This window comes from Limnobaculum allomyrinae, assembly GCF_016649425.1.
In the GTDB taxonomy this organism is placed as follows: Bacteria; Pseudomonadota; Gammaproteobacteria; order Enterobacterales; family Enterobacteriaceae; genus Limnobaculum; species Limnobaculum allomyrinae.
The window spans coordinates 1-18,142 of record NZ_JADRCR010000003.1; the positions used below are offsets into that span (position 1 = coordinate 1).

The window sequence follows — 18,142 nt, forward strand, 5'->3', positions numbered from 1 at the left end:
CTGTTTATCATGCTGGGCTTTGGATTCTGCCAGCTGTTTTTCCAGCGCGGCTATCTGTTTCACCTGAGCCGCTGCTGCGGTTTGCTGCTTTTTCAGCTCTTCGGCGCTGCTGCCCTGCTGTTTATCATGCTGGGCTTTGGATTCTGCCAGCTGTTTTTCCAGCGCGGCTATCTGTTTCACCTGAGCCGCTGCTGCGGTTTGCTGCTTTTTCAGCTCTTCGGCGCTGCTGCCCTGCTGTTTGTCATGCTGGGCTTTGGATTCTGCCAGCTGTTTTTCCAGCGCGGCTATCTGTTTCGCCTGAGCCGCTGCTGCGGTTTGCTGCTTTTTCAGCTCTTCGGCGCTGCTGCCCTGCTGTTTGTCATGCTGGGCTTTGGATTCTGCCAGCTGTTTTTCCAGTGCGGCTATCTGCTTCGCCTGAGACGCTGCTACGGTTTGCTGCTTTTTCAGCTCTTCGGCGCTGCTACCCTGTTGTTTGTCATGTTGTGTTTTAGCGTCCGCCAACTGCTTTTCCAGTGCGGCAACTTGAGCGACCTGTGCACCAGAAATAGATAACTGACTTTTCTGCTCTTCGGATTTATTGCCCCGCAATGTCTCGTTCAGAGCTTTTAATTCTGCCAGTTGCTTCTTCTCCGCATCTGCCGTTTTTTGTAATGCTTGCAGGCGCGATTGTGTATCTGATAACTGTGATTTCAGCGTGGTTAATTGTTGATTAAGCTGATTCTCCTGGGAAAGAGCCCCACTGCCATCAGATACAGGCCGTTTGGCTTTAGCTAATTTTAACTCTGACTCAAGGGTCGATATTTTCCGTTCAAGCTCAGTAATCTGTTTTGCAGAGTCAACCTGATGCTGCCGCACCTGCTGTTGATCGCTTTGTTTTTTAGAGGATGTTCTGGTAGTAGCCTCAGGTAAGGCCTTTTTCTGTTCAGAGTTAGACTGGCTATTTAGCGATTCTGTCTCAGAAGAGGGTGTCGATGTTTTACTGTGAGAAGACTCACCCCGAACCCTCACCCCAATAATGCCTTCATCCAGTGAAGCCGCATTAACAGGTAAAACCAAAGGTAAAATTAGAGCGAAAAAAAATCTATAACGACTCTTATCATTGCATTTCATCATTCCCTCAACATACCCATATCAGAGACACCAGCATATATAATCGCCGTATAATAAGTAAAAAATCGATTGATTAACAGATGTATACCTTAAAATAAGGCATAAGAATCAACTCAATTATACTTCATAAACATGGATACCACCTCACTACCTGATTAATAACGAACAACCATTCTGATTTACAACACATAACCCTTCAATTTTAATGAGTTATAAGTTTTTATTTGTGTTTTAATTAAATAGTATAAGTAACAAATAGCAATATGTTATTGATTCCTGATTTTATTTTTTTGAAAGAAAAATAAAACAAAAAACAATATCGATAGATAACAACAAATTAAATAAAAAATCATCAATACCGCAGAGCAATAAAAAATATATCTAATAGTATTATTGACACAGCAATTACTCCCACTACGCTTAATCTATAACTTAATCCTACATTTATAAATCACTCAATCATCTCTTCATATACTTATTTAAATTATTTTATACATATACTTCATCTGATTAATTTAATCAGATTCGTTTAAATTCCGAGGTGGCATACATGTCAAAGAAAATAAATAAGAAGCGATTTAAAATTTTATCTATCTCCATTTTAAGTGCTATTAGCCTCCCCTCTTTTGCGAATATTACCTATAACCATATCACTCTCAATGAGCCTCTCTACTGGACACCACTACGAGATAACGACAGCTTAGGCATAGACTCATCATCACTTCTGTATACGGGGAGCGAAGGTTCACTGACGGTTATTGGTCAGATGAATGGGGGAAGTATTACTATTGATAAATCAAGCTTTTCTGGTGATATCAATATGAAACAAAGTGCATCTAATATAAACTTTAGTATGAGTGACAGCACGATATCCACATTGAATTTTTCCGACTTAGTGACAGATTCTACTATTAACTTAACAAATATTGAATCTAATGCTAATAACAGTATTATTCATTTGACAAACCTCAATAATAACAACAACACCATTAATATAAAGAATCTGAATAAAGCATTCGTAATAAATCTGGAAGGTTCAAACTCCAGAGTAAATGTTGAAGACACTAAAATCCTGGCTGACCTTTCATTATTTGGCAATAACAACACATTAAATTTTAAAAATAGCGAGATACTGTACAACATATCCCTTAACGGAAGTAATAACACTTACAACATCGACAATCTTATCTCGTCAGATAAAATACCAAAGACTCTGGTTATCCTTGGCGGCAATACATTAGAAAGCAATAATAATACAACGACTATATCAAACACTATTTTGAATACTGTTGACGAATCTACCTTTGATGTCCTTTACTTAAATAAATCGGGCGCCAATAATACCTTTAATATCATCAACAGCACGTTTCACGATGATAACCCAGCAACCGCCAATGATTCTGCGCTGGTGGTTATCTCCGGAGGCATTAACTCACATGATAATGTGACTAACTCCACCATCAATACCGGACAAGGTTATATCTTTTTGGATTTAACCCCACAAGGAGGAAACTCCTTTATCACCAGTAATAGCACATTAACCGGTGCCATCATGGCCGAGGCCGATCAAACTTCAACCATCGGTTTTACCAATAACAGTATCTGGAATTTGGCCGGGGATAGATCCGCCAGCAACCGACTGCATATTGATGCCAGCCAGATTAACATCGGTAGCTCTACGTTAGCCGTCAATGAGCTCAAAGCAACCAACAGTAAAATTAATCTGGGTAATGCCGGTACGCTTACGGTTACTTCCGATAGTGATGTCCGCGCCTCTCAAGTCACTATGGCAGATAATAGTTTATTCGATGTCAGTGGCCTTCTCACATTAGATAATGCCACACTCACCACTGGTACGGGCAGCAAGATCAACTCGGGCACCCTGAGTATTATCAACGGAAGCAACCTGACGCTAAACAGTCAGTCGGCTCTGACCTCCTCTGGAGGGATGACCTTAAACAGCGGAACATTAAACCTTCTGGCGGGTAATACGCTTAACACTACGGATATAACGCTGGCGGCCAACAGCAACCTGAACCTTACGACTGCAACCCTGGAAACCAGTGGAAACGCTTTGTTAACTGGCTCTGCACTCACCGCTGCGTCAGGCAGTACGTTGAATACTGCGGCGCTGGCATTGGCTCTGTTGGTCAATATGATGGACGGGAAATGATCACCACCAGCGGCGGTGGCGCTATTTTTGACGATGGTGATGGCTATGATCTGGGTATCTTTCGTTATGATTTAGTACAGCAAGGCAATAGCTGGTATTTGCAGGAGAGAAAACATGATCTTTCCTCTTCGGCTCGTGCTGTAGCCAGTTTAAGCCAGGCATCGTTAACCAGTTGGAATGCTGAAACCGACTCAGTACATCAGCGTATGACCGTCTCCCGGCGAGATAACGACCAGGGCTCTGCCTGGGGAAGCTATTTGGGAGCACATACCAGCACCCAACTGTCTAACGGAGAAAAAGCCAGCCAGAGTGTTAATGGTTTTAGTCTTGGCGTAGATAAACGTCTTAATACTGATTTCGGCTCTTATTTACTGGGTGTGGCCGTCAGCCGCGGTATTTCCAATATTGATCATATGATTAACAGCAGCTACGGTAACAGCCATGACGTCAATATGCAGGCTTATACTTCCTACAGTAATCAGTTAGGATTTTTCCTTGATGGCCTGGTTTCCTATTCTGTTATCAATAGCAAAATCACCACGATTTCACTGGATGACGAACATTCTGACGGCAGCCTGGACACGCACGGATTTGGCGCATCGCTGAAAGGGGGATACCACTATATTCTACCCAACACCGCCTTTATTGAGCCTTATGTTCGCGCCTCAATGCTTAACATCGCAGACAAAAGCTACTCGCTGGATAATGGCCTTCACGTCACCAACAATCAGTACAAATCATTACAGGGAGAGTTAGGCGTCGATATCGGTAAGGGTTTTGCCCTCGGTGATGCACTGGAGCAAACCCTGCGCCCTTATGTGAAAGTGGCTTATCAACAGGAGTTTAAGGACAACAACACGCTCGACGTTAACCACTATACCATCAGTAATAATATTGATGGTTCCGGAGGAAAAGTCGGTGCGGGGCTGGAATATACCATCAAACGAAACTTCGGTGCTTATGTCACCGCTAACTACGGCGCGAAAACCGGAGATACCGGAACCGATACTCACTTAACCGGCACCGCAGGCCTACGCTATAACTGGTAGTTAGAAAACATTCGGTTTACACCCCAATCAGCCCGTTGCTTATCCCGACGGGCTGATTTTTTACCACACGGAGTAGCTTTTATACTCCGTCGGATACCGCTACTTGATTCTTTCCAGCCTGTTTAGCCCGATACAACTGCTGGTCAGCAGTTTTATAGATTTGTTCTGCGGTTAGTGAAGTATCCGGTAAAAACATCGCCACACCAATACTGATGGTTACCGGAACATGCTGGCCGTCAGAGCTGATAAACTGATAGCTCTCCACCTGCTGACAAATATTCTTCGCCCGGCCCACAGCCTCTTGAACGGTAATATTGGGGAAAAGCAGACCAAACTCATCACCGCCCAGTCGGCCAATAATGTCACCCGCCCGAACCTGTCCTTTCAGCATATGTACTAGTTCTATCAGTACTTTATCCCCCATATCATGGCCATACTGGTCATTGATACTTTTGAATAAATCAATATCCATCATCATCATGGCAAATGATGAACGTTGATAGCGGGTAATTTTATGAACCCGCTGCACTTCTTCAAAAAAATGACGGCGATTGATGGAGTCAGTGAGTACATCAGTTTCAGCAATGGTTTCGATAGTCTGAAAGGTTTCGCCACGGATGCGCTCGCCAATAAAACCCCAAAATAGTGCCAGCACCAGTGCCCCTACCATATTAACCATGGCGGCCGGGGTAGAAGAGAACTCAGGCCAGCTTTTCAGGTGAATCAGTACTATGGCAATGATGGTTAAGCCATATCCCAGACCAAACAGCGTTCCCTGACGACGCCCCAGTAGCAAAAAAGCAAATCCAGGAGGAATAATCAGAAAAGCACTGATTTGCGCCCGTCCTTGAAACAGCCAAAACAGCGAGATCACCAAAACAGAAGGAAGCAAGACGGTAATCCATAGTGTCTGATTCAAATTGCCACGGAACCATAAATCAATCAGTGACAGCAAACACAACACAATACAGATGGTGTTAAACAGCGCCCCCAAAGGCAGATCGCTGACAAAGAGGTGAACCGGAATAAAAATTAATGCCCCAGTGATGGTACAGGCATGTGTGCCAATAACATGCCGGGTTCTTCTTTCATCATCAAGGCAGCTGAATGACGTCGGGTATTCAATTCGGGTAGAGAATCGTTTAGCAATTCTGATGATGAGTTCTATCATAGTCACGTTATCTGTAAGGGATGGATATAATCAGGTTTACGGGCTACGTCACTCATCCTTAAGACGCTTTATCATCGTAAGTGTAGCGTCAAAAGTTCAAAAAAGCATTTCAATGCAACGAGCTAGCGTTAAACATTTCAGTAGTACTGACTGACAAATGTACCTCTCAAGGAAAAATGCAGCGCTTACTCATCAATATCAGAGAACTGCGCCCGGTATCAATCAGATTTATGCCGCAGGTTTAGATGTGTTTAAAAAAGAACCGCTTTCCGCCGATTCTGAGCTGTTTCGCTTACCGAACGTCGTAGCCCTGCCCCATATCGGATCGGCGCCCCATGAAACCCGCTACAATATGGCCGCCTGCGCAGTAGATAATCTGATTACCGCTCAGACCGGGAAAGTCACGGTTAATTGCGTTAATCCTCAGGTGATTAAACAACCTTAATTGCTGTTTTTATATCTGTCAGAGGCCAAAATAATTTTCTGGCAGATATAATCACGCCTTACTAATTAGTGAGTGCCACCTCATCTTCCATGGCTATTCCATCGCTATTCCATAAAAACAAATCCCACAATTAATTTTAATAACCAGGTGGTTTATCAATTAGAAATCGATTAATAAAATAAACCATAAAATAGCATTTTCATTATTTTACTCCCTTTTAAATACGCTATTTTTAATATTTATTTACTCCACAAACATTAATATCAAAAATGGTCAAGGCTAATTAGTTTAGCGCCGTCATTAAATTTGACTCAGCTCACAGATACATAATTTTACTGCATTTTTTATAATCACACTGATTCTCACCTCGTTGACACTCTTATTTTTCAAGAGTAGCCTCTCTTTTCGTGGGAGCGGTACCACAAAAAATCAAAAGGGAATGAACGTGATTAATTCACTGCTTAGCTCGATATATAACGACTCAATCGATGACCAGCTAACTGAGCAAATTCATCAAAAAATAATTGAAGCAAAAAATCATATTAATCACACCAGAAAACAGCGCTGGGATGAAAAAGATGTGGTATTAATTACCTATGCAGACCAGTTTTATCAGCCTGAAAAAAATACCTTAACTTGCCTGACTGATTTCTATAATGCCGGGCTTTCTGCGGTATTTAATATCGTTCATCTGCTGCCGTTTTATCCCTACTCTTCCGATGATGGCTTTTCAGTTATTGATTACTATCAGGTAAATCCCATTGCCGGTGACTGGCAGGATATCGCCAAACTTCATCGTTCCACTCGCCTGATGTTTGATTATGTTTGTAACCATATGTCCGCTCAAAGTGAGTGGTTTCGTGGCTATCTGGCTCAACAACCGGAATATGACGATTTCTTTGTCAGTATGGATCCCGGCATAGACCTCAGCGCAGTAACGCGTCCTCGTACTTCGCCATTGCTGACGCCATTCACGCTGAAAGATGGCAGCACTCGCCATATCTGGACTACCTTCAGCGCAGATCAAATAGATCTGAATTTTGCCAATCCAAAGGTGTTAATCGCCATGCTGGATGTGCTGCTGGAATATCTGAAACAGGGTGCGGACTATATCCGTCTGGATGCCGTTGGCTTTATGTGGAAAACACCCGGCACTCGCTGTCTCCATCTTGAAAAGACGCATCAGTTGGTCAAGCTGTTTCGGGCTGTCACGGATATCGTAGCGCCGGGCTGTGTGATCATCACTGAAACCAACGTACCTCATCAGGACAATATTGCCTACTTTGGTAATGGTCATGATGAAGCGCAAATGGTTTACCAGTTTCCACTACCCCCTCTGGTTTTACACGCTATTCATACCGGTAGTGCTCATACACTACGCCAGTGGGCAACCAGTCTGGATCTGAATACCACAGATACCACCTTCTTCAACTTTCTTGCTTCTCATGACGGTATCGGGCTTAACCCATTACGGGGTTTACTGCCGGAAGAGGAGATTCTGTCGTTAGTCGAAGATTTACAGCGTGAAGGGGCTCTGGTTTCTTACAAGAATAATCCCGATGGCAGCCGCAGCCCTTATGAAATCAACGTGACCTATATGGATGCGTTGAATCGCCAGGACAGTCAGGACGATGAACGAATTGCCCGTTTCTTGCTGGCGCACGCTATCTTGCTGGCATTCCCGGGCGTACCGGCGATCTACATCCAAAGCATTTTGGGCTCGCGCAATGATAATGACGGTGTGAAAAGTGCCGGACACAATCGTGCCATTAATCGCCAGAAATATTCACTGGACGATATTAATCAGGCGATTGCAGGCAAAAATTACTTACGCCATCAGATATTTCACCGACTATCACAGCTCATTGAAGTAAGAAAAGGCCATCCCGCATTTCATCCTAACAGCCCGCTGATTATTCACCCGTCACCGCAAGAAGTGCTGGCTTTTAGCCGCGAAGCGCCAAACGGTAAACGAGTGATGGCGCTGTTTAATCTCAGCCCCGCAGAGTGCCCGGTAGATTTACCGGCCGCTGAATATATCAATTTGCTCACCGCCGAAACGCTGAGCACGACATCCCCTTATGTTATGCAGCCTTATCAATTCCTCTGGCTTAACTATTAATCAGGAATCTTTGACATGAATAAAAAATTGCTCATTGCTCCGGTGTTGCTTTGCAGTTTGGTGCTTGGCGCCTGCGAGTCTGAAAAACAAGAGAATGTCACCATCGAATTTATGCACTCCTCTGTAGAACAGGAGCGTCAGGCGGTCATCTCTAAATTGATTGCCCGCTTTGAACAGGCAAACCCGACCATTAAGGTGAAACAAGTACCGGTGGAAGAAGATGCCTATAACACCAAAGTCATTACCCTTGCCCGCACCGGAAAACTGCCTGAAGTCATTGAAGTGAGCCATGATTACGCCAAAGTGATGGATAAAGAGCTGCTGATCGATCGCAAAGCCATTTCTGAGGTTATTGATCAGGTAAAACCTGAGAACTTCTATGATGGCGTACTACGCATCGTACGTACTGAAGATGGTTCAGGTTATACCGGCATTCCGGTTAGCGGCTGGATTCAGGGCATTTGGTATCACAAGAAAGCGCTGGAGCAGGCAGGCTTTTCTGAACCACAAGACTGGCAACAGTTGATGGAGGTTGCAGCGAAGTTTACTCAACCGGCAAAGAAAAAGTACGGTATTGCCCTGCCTACCGCAGAAAGCGTCATGACTGAACAGGCTTTCTCTCAGTTTGCACTGTCCAATAACGCTAACATTTTTGATGCCGACGGTAAGATCACCGTTGATACCAACCAGATGCGCCAGGCGTTGGATTACTATAAACAGCTGGCTCATAGCACTATGCCCGGCTCTAACGATGTCATGGAAATTAAAGATGCCTTTATGAACGGTACTGTTCCGATGGCAATCTACTCCACTTACATTCTTCCGGCGGTATATAGCGATGGCGATCCACAAGACCTCGGCTTTGCCGTACCAACAGAAAAAATGCCTGCGGTTTACGGCACCATCACTTCTCTGACCATCTCTGCTGGCCTTGAATCAAACAATATTGAAGCAGCGAAGAGGTTCGTTGAATTTATTGAACAATCCGATAACGCCACCGACTGGGTACTGATGTCACCAGGTGCCGCACTACCGGTCACTAAACTGGTGACCTCTAACACAACCTATATCAACAATCCGGTCATTAAAGCTTTCGGCACCCTCCCTAATGACCTGGTGAATGAGTTCAAGAACGTACAGGTATTCGGTTCTGTTGGTGAGAAGAATTTTATCCGTATGGGTGACATTACCGGCTCCGCCGTGATTGGCGAAATGGTGAATAACGTGACCGTTGGTAAGAAAAATGTCGACACTACGCTCACTCAGGCTCAACAGCGTATTGAAGCCATGATGCAACAACGGCCTTAATCGATCGCAGCCACCCAAGGTATTGTTATGAAGAAGCGTTTTTTTAGCCAGTCGGATACGCCCTTTGCCATATTACTGCTTGCCCCGAGTCTGATATTACTCGGGCTGTTAGTGATATATCCGATGTTATCTAACCTGCAGATAAGCTTTCTGCAGGTTCCTCTTAATCCACGTATTAGCGAACGCTTTGTGGGATTAAGCAACTACATCAGCATCTTATCCGATCCGGATTTCTATCACTCACTGTGGGTGACATTCGGTTATACCACGTTGGTCGTGCTGGGCAGCACCGGACTCGGGCTGGCGGTGGCGATGTTCTTCAATCGCGAGTTTCGTTTTCGCAAAACCGCCCGCTCGTTAGTGATTCTCTCTTATGTTACTCCCTCTAATTCTCTGGTTTTTGCCTGGAAATATATGTTCAACAACGGCTATGGCATCGTTAACTATCTGGGCAGCGATGTATTCAACTTATTTGATCAGGCTCCGCTATGGTTTGACAACCCGGTCAGTAGCTTTTTCCTGGTGGTGATTTTTGCCATTTGGCGCTACTTCCCTTATGCCTTTATCTCCTTTCTGGCCATCCTACAAACCATTGATAAGTCGTTGTATGAAGCAGCTGAAATGGATGGAGCCAATGTCTGGCAGCGTTTTCGTATCGTTACGCTACCGGCCATTATGCCGGTTCTGGCAACGGTAATTACCCTGCGCGCCATCTGGATGTTCTATATGTTTGCCGATGTTTATTTGTTAACCAACAAAGTCAATATCCTCGGCGTCTACCTGTATAAAACGGCCTTTGCGTTCAATGATCTGGGCAAAGCAGCAGCGGTATCGGTTGTGCTGTTCGCCATTATCTTCCTGGTCATTTTGATCGCCAGAAAACGAGTCAATATCAATGGCAACTAAACGTCATACCTTACGTCGAGCAGGCTTCTATATCAGCATGACCGCGTTTTTAGCCGCCATGCTATTCCCATTTTTTATTATGCTGATGACCTCGTTCAAAGGCACTAAAGAGGCGATTGCACGTCACCCTACGCTCCTGCCGCAGAATTGGACGCTGAAACACTATATCGATATCTTCAATCCGGACATTTTTCCATTTCTGACCTATTTTAAAAACAGTTTTCTGGTTTCCATGACCTCGGCCTGCATCGCCGTATTCATCGGTATTCTCGGCGCTTATGCCCTGTCAAAACTACGTTTTAAAGGACGGCTGACCATCAACGCCAGCTTTTATACCGTCTATATGTTCTCCGGTATTCTGCTGGTGGTTCCGTTATTCAAAATCATCTCCAGCTTAGGGCTGTATGACACCGAAACCGCGCTGATCATTACCATGGTAGTGCAAACCCTGCCGACAGCGGTCTTTATGTTGAAAAGCTATTTCGACACCATTCCGGACGAAATAGAAGAAGCAGCAATGATGGATGGGCTCAACCGTCTGCAAATCATCTTCTATATTACGGTGCCGTTGGCAATATCCGGGATTATTTCGGTGTTCGTCTACTGCTTTATGGTGGCGTGGAATGACTATCTGTTCGCCTCAATTTTCCTGTCCAGCTCTGCCAATTTCACTTTACCGGTTGGCTTAAACACCCTATTCAGCACCCCTGACTATATCTGGGGCCGCATGATGGCCGCTTCACTGGCTACCGCCTTACCGGTAGTGGTGATGTATGCCCTCTCAGAACGATTTATTAAAGGCAATTTGACCGCCGGTGGCGTGAAAGGCTAATCCGGTCATCACATAGTTAATGGAGTTATTGAATGAAAAAGTTAGTTGCAACGGAACCGCGCGTAGCCGCACTGGTGGAATATCAGGATCGTCCGGTGACGAGCCATGAAGTCAAAATCCGCGTTGAGTTTGGTTCACCAAAACATGGTACCGAAGTAGTAGATTTTCGCGGCGTTAGCCCATTTATTGACGAAGAGTTTTCCAGCGAGTGGAACATGTTTGTACCGCGCCCGGCGGATGCGCCGCGCGGCATTGAGTTTGGCAAATTCCAACTTGGCAATATGGTCGTTGGCACCATTATTGAAATGGGCAATGAGGTTACTGAATACCAAATGGGCGACCGGGTATGTAGCTATGGCCCACTGCAAGAAACGGTGATTATCAATGGCGTCAATAACTACAAATTACGCAAGATGCCAGCCGGAGCAAGTTGGAAAAACGCCGTATGCTATGACCCGGCACAATTCGCCATGAGCGGTGTGCGTGATGCTAACGTACGCGTTGGTGATTTTGTGGTGGTGGTTGGTTTAGGCGCTATCGGCCAAATTGCGGTGCAACTGGCAAAAAGAGCCGGGGCATCCGTAGTGATCGGTATCGATCCGTTGGAGCAACGTCATGGTATTGCACTCAAACATGGCGCGGATTATTGCCTTAATCCTATTGGTACCGATGTAGGGCTGGAGATTAAAAAACTCACCGGCAAACTGGGCGCAGATTCCATTATCGAAACCAGTGGCAGCTCATCAGCACTTCAGTCGGCTCTGCGCGGTATCGCTTATGGCGGAACCATTTCTTACGTCGCTTTTGGTAAACCTTTTCCGGAAGGTTTCAACCTCGGCCGGGAAGCTCACTTCAATAATGCCAAAATCATTTTCTCCCGTGCCAGTAGTGAGCCTAACCCGGACTACCCACGCTGGAACCGTAAACGTATCGAAGAGACCTGCTGGCAATTGCTGATGAATGGTTATCTGAACTGTGAAGACCTGATCGACCCAGTGGTTAGCTTCAGCGATAGCCCGGACAGCTATATGAAGCTTGTCGATCGCCAGCCCGATCTGAGTATCAAGATGGGCGTTGAATTCTGATTCACTAACTATTAATCAAGGTCTTTACTATGAAAATCGGTACGCAAAATCAGGCATTTTTCCCTGAAAATATTAAAGAAAAGTTCGCCTTTGTTAAGAAGATGGGCTTCGATGGGTTTGAAATCGACGGCAAGCTATTAGTCAATAATCTGGAAGAAGTTAAACAAGCCATCGTAGAAACTGGATTACCCGTCATTACCGCCTGTGGCGGCTATGATGGCTGGATCGGCGATTTTATCGAAGAGCGCCGCCTCAATGGTCTGACACAAATTGAAAAAATTCTGGAAGCACTGGTAGAAGTTGGCGGTAAAGGCATTATTGTACCCGCAGCCTGGGGAATGTTTACTTACCGTCTGCCACCAATGAACTCCCCTCGCAGTAAAGAAGGTGACTACAAGGCTATCAGTGATTCCTTATGCTACCTGGATAACGTTGCCGCTCGTACCGGCACCACCGTCTATTTAGAGCCGCTCAATCGTTATCAGGATCATATGATCAACACACTGGCGGATGCCCATCGCTATATCAAAGAAAACCAACTCAAACACGTCAAAATCATTGGTGATTTTTACCATATGAATATTGAAGAAGACGACCTGAGTACTGCATTTCACCAGCACCGCGACCTCCTCGGCCACGTACATATCGCTGACAATCATCGCTATCAACCGGGTAGCGGCAGCATCGATTTTAAAACGCATTCTGACCAGCTACGCCATGATGGCTACGACGGTTATATCGTCTATGAGTGCCGCGTCCGCGCTGAAGATCCGGCGGCTGCCTATCAGCAATCCCTGAACCATTTACGCACGCTGTAATTTTACCGATACGTAAAACAGGAGCAAAACCGGGTGAGCAAAAAACTAAAAGTCGCGCTGATTGGTGGCGGACAGGTGGCGGAAAAAGTCCATGTTGCCTACTACAGCACCAGACCAGAACTTGAACTGGTGGCCGTGGTTGACAGCCAGACTGAACGCGCAAAAGAGTTTGCTGAACGTAACGGCATTGCACGTTATTACACCGACAGCGAAGCCATGTATCGGGCAGAAAAGCCCGATTTGGTTAGCGTCTGTACACCAAACAGAATGCACTGTGAACACGTATTACAGGCATTGCATCACGGCAGCCATGTGATGTGTGAAAAGCCACCGGCCATGACCCCCGATCAGGCTAACCAGATGTGGCAGGCGGCTAAACAGGCACAAAAAGTGCTCGCCTATGATTTTCACCATCGCTTTGCTGATGATGCTCGCTTGTTGCGCGATAAAGTCGCTGACGGTGAATTGGGCGAAGTCTATGTCACGAACGCCAAAGCGCTACGACGCTGTGGCGTTCCCGGTTGGGGCGTGTTTACCGATAAAGCCCAACAGGGAGGCGGCCCGCTGATTGATATTGGTATCCATATGCTGGATGCAGCGATGTTCGTGCTGGGTTTTCCTCAAGTACATAAAGTGGATGCCCACATGTACCAAAAGATTGGCACGGTCAAAAACAACGGTCAGTTTGGTCAGTGGGATCCATCCCGCTTTACCGTGGAAGATGCGTTGTTTGCCACGCTGGAATTCACCAGCGGTAGCATTCTGCGTCTTGAAACCTCCTTTGCCCTCAATATTCAACCGCAGTCGGTGATGAACGTCGAGTTTTGCGGCGATCGTGCCGGAGCCACTCTGTTTCCAGCCCATATCTATACCGATGATGGCGGTCAGCTCTTAACGCTGTACCAGCGTGAAAAAGCAGACGATATACGCCATCACAAAAGTATGGCCGCCTTTGTTGATCGGGTGCTTGGTCATCCAGCCAGTATTGCCGATGGTGAGCAGGGTTACATTATCCAAAAGCTGGTTGATGCAATTTATCAGGCAGCAGAACAGCGTAAGAGTATCTATCTATGAGTCATCCAGGCACCTTAACGGAACACGGATTTGATCCTCACTTTTTGAATAAGTACGCCAGTTTAATGGCGGGAGGAAATGGCTACCTGGGCATCCGGGCCAGCCATGAAGAAGATTATACTGAGCAAGTTCGCGGTATGTATCTGGCGGGTATTTATCATCGCGCAACGGCAGATGACATTAATGAACTGATTAATCTGCCGGATATCATTGGCATGCGCATTGAGCTAAACGGTGAAATTTTCTCACTGTTAGCCGGAACTATCGTTGAATATCGCCGTGAACTGAAGATGAAAAATGGCGAGCTGCTGCGGGATTTAGTATGGCAATCCCCTCTGGGTGGGCGTTATCACATTATCAGTCGACGCCAGATGGCAGCCTCCCCGTTGCAATTAGTGATCAGTCAGCTTGAAATCACCCCCCTTGATATACCCTGTCATCTACAAATTATGACCGGCATTGATGCCACTCAGACTAACTTTGGTCGACAACATCTGAATGAAACTGAAGTTCGGGTGTTTGAACAACAGTATCTGCAAGGGAGCTACCGCACTACCGATAACCAGCAAGAAGTGGTTATCACCAGCTATTGCCAACTACCGGATAACGTCCGAAGCAGCTTTTCAGCTAAAAACCGCCGTTTGATGCAGCATATTGATGTGAGTCTGGAGAGTCATCACACTTTTCAGATGAGTAAAATTAGCTGGGTTGCCAGTTCGCTGGACAATGGTTATAGCGCTGAAACCTTTGCTACCGATTGTCTGAATCATCTGAAACAGCAGGTTCAGCATGGTTATAGCACCATCACAGCTCGCTCAGAACAATGCTGGCAAACCTACTGGCAAAAAGCCCGCGTTGAATTAGACAGCGACCAGCCACAGGATCAACAGGCACTGGATTTCGCGCTTTATCACTTAGCCGGAATGACCCCGGCACACAGCGAGCTATGCAGTATTGCCGCCAAAGGTTTAACCGGTGAAGGCTATAAAGGCCATGTGTTTTGGGACACGGAAATTTTCCTGCTGCCGTTCCACCTGTTAACTCAGCCCAAAATTGCCCGTCAGTTATTGCGCTATCGCTATCTGCATCTACAACAGGCAGAAGAAAAAGCCCATCGTAATGGCTATCGCGGCGCGTTATTCCCTTGGGAGAGTGCCTTTAGCGGTGAGGAAGAAACACCGGAATTCGCCGCTATCAATATTCGTACGGGTCTGCGCCAGCGCGTGGCTTCTGCCATTGCAGAACACCATATTGTTGCAGATATTGCCTATGCCACCGTGGGTTATTATCAGGCGACCCATGACCATGATTTTATGCGGCAGGAGGGGGTAACACTGTTGCAAAAAACGGCGGAATTCTGGCTCAGCCGTGCAACAGAAGTGAATGGCCGCTGGGAAATTCTCAATGTTATCGGGCCCGATGAATATACCGAGCACATTAATAACAACGCCTATACCAACTATATGGCGCACTACAATGTGCAACAGGCTTTGGCCTTTATGCAGCAATATGGAAAAATCGATACGGCCTTTGAAATACAGGCCAACGATTTCCTTCATCGCCTCTATTTGCCTGAGCCTGACGACCATCATGTTATCCCACAAGATGACAGCTTCTTCAGCAAACCCACTATCGATCTGAGCCGTTATAAAGCCCACCAGGGTTCCCAATCTATTTTGCTGGATTATTCACGCGCTGAAGTTAATGAGATGCAAATTCTCAAGCAGGCGGATGTGATTATGCTGCTGCACTTATTGCCAGAACTGTTTGATGCTCAGATCAAAGCCGCTAACTTTGCTTATTATGAACCACGCACTATTCATGACTCATCATTGAGTAAAGCGATTCACGCCATTATCGCCAGCCAGCAACAATCTGAATTAGCTTATCAGCTTTATCAACAGGCTTGTCTGATAGATTTAGGCCCGGATCCTCACAGCTCTGACGAAGGTATTCATGCCGCATCCCTTGGCGCTATTTGGCTAGGCGCACTGTTCGGTTTTGCAGGGCTGCATTACCAGCAAGGTGAATTGCATCTTAACCCCCGGTTACCGATCCAGTGGCAGCAGTTGCGTTTTCCACTTAACTGGCGTGGACAGCAGTTGTTTTTCACCCTGACGCAAAACCAAATTCAAATTGATGGCGTATGGTCTGAACCCTTAACGATTTATATCGCCGGTCAGGCCCATACCATCACCCAACCATCCACCATTAACCGGAATGAAAACAATGAAAATTGTTATTGCGCCTGATTCTTACAAAGAGAGTCTGACGGCGGAACAAGTTGCCTCCGCCATTCACGCCGGTTTTCACAGCATATTGCCTCACGCCGAGTATCACCTGTTACCTATCGCTGATGGCGGAGAAGGAACACTGCACATACTGGGACGTAAGACCAATGCCATATTTACTACCCGGCGAGTTTGCGGTCCACGTTTTGAACAAGTTAATGCCAGTATTGCCGTAACACCATACGGTGATACGGCTTTTATTGAGATGGCAGAAGCCTGCGGGCTACATTTAGTTCCGGTCAAAGAGCGCGATCCCTGGCAAGCCACCAGTCAGGGCCTGGGAGAGCTAATTCGCGCTGCTCTGGATATGAACGTTAAAAATATTGTTATCGGTATCGGCGGTAGCGCCACTAATGATGGCGGTATCGGTATGGCCAGTGCTTTGGGCTATCGCTTCTATAATGCCAGAGGAGCACTACTACGACCGGATGGGAATGCTTTGGCGCAGGTTCATACCATTAACAGCCAAAACTGCGATCCCCGACTGTCGCTGATCACCATTACTGTTGCTGCCGACGTCACTAACCCGCTGCTGGGAGGGTCAGGCTGTAGCTATGTATTTGGCCCGCAAAAAGGATTAGACCCTTCTTTGTGCCAAAAAGCCGATCGCGATATGGCCCATTTTTATCGCATTGCAGAAAACACGTTAGGTCGTAGTGTAAAAGATATTCCCGGAGCTGGTGCTGCAGGTGGGGTAGGCGCTGCCCTGATGCTGTTTGCCGGAGCGAAATTAAGAAGCGGTGCAGAACTGATATTTGATTCCATTGGTTTAAAAACCGCCTGTGCCAATGCCGATATTCTGATCACGGGCGAAGGAAGAATGGATGGACAAACTTTGTCCGGCAAAGGTCCTTCAGGCGTATTGCGTTACGCAACCACTAAAACTCGTACCATTGCTATTTGCGGTAGCATCGGTAGCGATCTGACTCCGCTGTATCAACATGGTTTTGATGCCATATTTCCCACTATTCCCGCACTGCTCCCTACCGAAACGCTATTTGCCAACGCTTACCATAATGTGGAGCAAACAGCCCGTAATGTCGCAGCCTTGCTGGCAGGAAAAAAATAATGAAACTTGAAGCCGTCATTTTCGATCTGGATGGTGTTATCACCGACACGGCCCATTTCCATTTTATCGCCTGGCAAAAAATCGCCGGTGAAATTGGTATTGAGATAGATGAACAATTTAACGAACAGCTTAAAGGAATTAGTCGACTGGACTCTTTGCACCGTATTTTAGTTCACGGCGGCAAACGCTTCGATTATTCCACAGAGCAGATAGCTCAATTAGCCGAACATAAAAACCAGATCTATGTCGCCCTACTGGATCAACTCTCCCCTGCGGCCATTCTCCCCGGCATCAGTAACTTATTAAAAGAACTACGCCAACAGCGGATCCGCATCGGGCTGGCCTCTGTCTCACGTAATGCTCCACAGGTTTTAGCGGCGCTGGGTCTCACCAATCAATTCGATTTCTGTGCTGATGCCAACAAAATTCAACACTCAAAACCCGACCCGGAAATATTCCTCACCGCATGTTCCGGATTGGAAATCGAACCTTCTCACGCGATTGGCATTGAGGATGCTCAGGCCGGTATTGAGGCAATAAAAGCCAGCGGTATGTTAGCTATCGGCGTTGGGCAGGCGCTTACACACACCGATTGGTTAATTCCTTCTACCCAATATTTGAATCTGAACGCGCTGCAAGCCCTGTGGAAACGCCACGTTGCATCGCTGTCTACTCGTACCTAAGGAACT

At 46.2% G+C, this 18,142-nt stretch carries 13 protein-coding genes and 2 pseudogenes; 13 read left to right on the plus strand and 2 right to left on the minus strand.

The genetic code is table 11. The features are described from left to right. Window positions 1-1,113, minus strand: a pseudogene (locus I2494_RS07735) (hypothetical protein); the annotation flags it as partial. 547 nt (window positions 1,114-1,660) lie between these two features. On the opposite strand from I2494_RS07735, the gene I2494_RS07740 reads away from it, so the two are divergent. Beyond that, a complete protein-coding gene (locus I2494_RS07740) occupies window positions 1,661-3,283 on the plus strand; it encodes a hypothetical protein (protein ID WP_218467511.1) in 1,623 nt (540 codons plus the stop codon). After that, window positions 3,280-4,332, plus strand: coding sequence for an autotransporter outer membrane beta-barrel domain-containing protein (locus I2494_RS07745; protein ID WP_218467512.1), 1,053 nt, complete (start codon window positions 3,280-3,282; stop codon window positions 4,330-4,332). The genes I2494_RS07740 and I2494_RS07745 overlap by 4 nt, the downstream gene beginning before the upstream one ends. A gap of 79 nt (window positions 4,333-4,411) precedes the next feature. On the opposite strand, the gene I2494_RS07750 is transcribed toward I2494_RS07745, so the two are convergent. Further along, a complete protein-coding gene (locus I2494_RS07750; protein WP_218467513.1) occupies window positions 4,412-5,503 on the minus strand; it encodes a GGDEF domain-containing protein in 1,092 nt (363 codons plus the stop codon). 226 nt (window positions 5,504-5,729) lie between these two features. On the opposite strand from I2494_RS07750, the pseudogene I2494_RS07755 reads away from it, so the two are divergent. The 11 genes and pseudogenes from I2494_RS07755 to pgmB form a co-directional block, all read left to right on the plus strand. Beyond that, window positions 5,730-5,948, plus strand: a pseudogene (locus I2494_RS07755) (NAD(P)-dependent oxidoreductase); the annotation flags it as partial. A gap of 439 nt (window positions 5,949-6,387) precedes the next feature. Continuing rightward, window positions 6,388-8,070 (plus strand): alpha-amylase family glycosyl hydrolase, encoded by a 1,683-nt coding sequence (locus tag I2494_RS07760; RefSeq protein ID WP_218467515.1) that lies wholly within the window; start codon window positions 6,388-6,390, stop codon window positions 8,068-8,070. A gap of 15 nt (window positions 8,071-8,085) precedes the next feature. Then, entirely contained in the window at window positions 8,086-9,378 is a 1,293-nt protein-coding gene (locus I2494_RS07765; RefSeq protein ID WP_218467516.1) for an ABC transporter substrate-binding protein, read from the plus strand. A 27-nt stretch (window positions 9,379-9,405) separates the two neighbouring features. After that, window positions 9,406-10,284 (plus strand): carbohydrate ABC transporter permease, encoded by an 879-nt coding sequence (locus tag I2494_RS07770; RefSeq protein WP_218467517.1) that lies wholly within the window; start codon window positions 9,406-9,408, stop codon window positions 10,282-10,284. Then, window positions 10,274-11,116, plus strand: a complete 843-nt coding sequence (locus tag I2494_RS07775; RefSeq protein ID WP_218467518.1) for a carbohydrate ABC transporter permease — start codon at window positions 10,274-10,276, stop codon at window positions 11,114-11,116. Before I2494_RS07770 ends, I2494_RS07775 begins: the two co-directional genes overlap by 11 nt. Before the next feature lie 32 nt (window positions 11,117-11,148). Next, on the plus strand, window positions 11,149-12,201 hold the full coding sequence (locus I2494_RS07780; RefSeq protein WP_218467519.1) for a zinc-dependent alcohol dehydrogenase: 1,053 nt from the start codon (window positions 11,149-11,151) through the stop codon (window positions 12,199-12,201). 29 nt (window positions 12,202-12,230) lie between these two features. Beyond that, window positions 12,231-13,019: a sugar phosphate isomerase/epimerase family protein gene (locus I2494_RS07785; protein ID WP_218467520.1), complete on the plus strand. Its 789-nt coding sequence runs from the start codon at window positions 12,231-12,233 to the stop codon at window positions 13,017-13,019. Between the two features lie 33 nt (window positions 13,020-13,052). Then, window positions 13,053-14,093: a Gfo/Idh/MocA family protein gene (locus tag I2494_RS07790; protein ID WP_218467521.1), complete on the plus strand. Its 1,041-nt coding sequence runs from the start codon at window positions 13,053-13,055 to the stop codon at window positions 14,091-14,093. Beyond that, entirely contained in the window at window positions 14,090-16,345 is a 2,256-nt protein-coding gene (locus tag I2494_RS07795) for a glycoside hydrolase family 65 protein (protein ID WP_218467522.1), read from the plus strand. Before I2494_RS07790 ends, I2494_RS07795 begins: the two co-directional genes overlap by 4 nt. After that, window positions 16,323-17,453 (plus strand): glycerate kinase, encoded by a 1,131-nt coding sequence (locus I2494_RS07800; protein WP_218467523.1) that lies wholly within the window; start codon window positions 16,323-16,325, stop codon window positions 17,451-17,453. The genes I2494_RS07795 and I2494_RS07800 overlap by 23 nt, the downstream gene beginning before the upstream one ends. Then, window positions 17,453-18,136 (plus strand): beta-phosphoglucomutase, encoded by a 684-nt coding sequence (gene pgmB, locus I2494_RS07805; RefSeq protein WP_218467524.1) that lies wholly within the window; start codon window positions 17,453-17,455, stop codon window positions 18,134-18,136. Before I2494_RS07800 ends, pgmB begins: the two co-directional genes overlap by 1 nt. Window positions 18,137-18,142 lie beyond the last annotated feature (6 nt).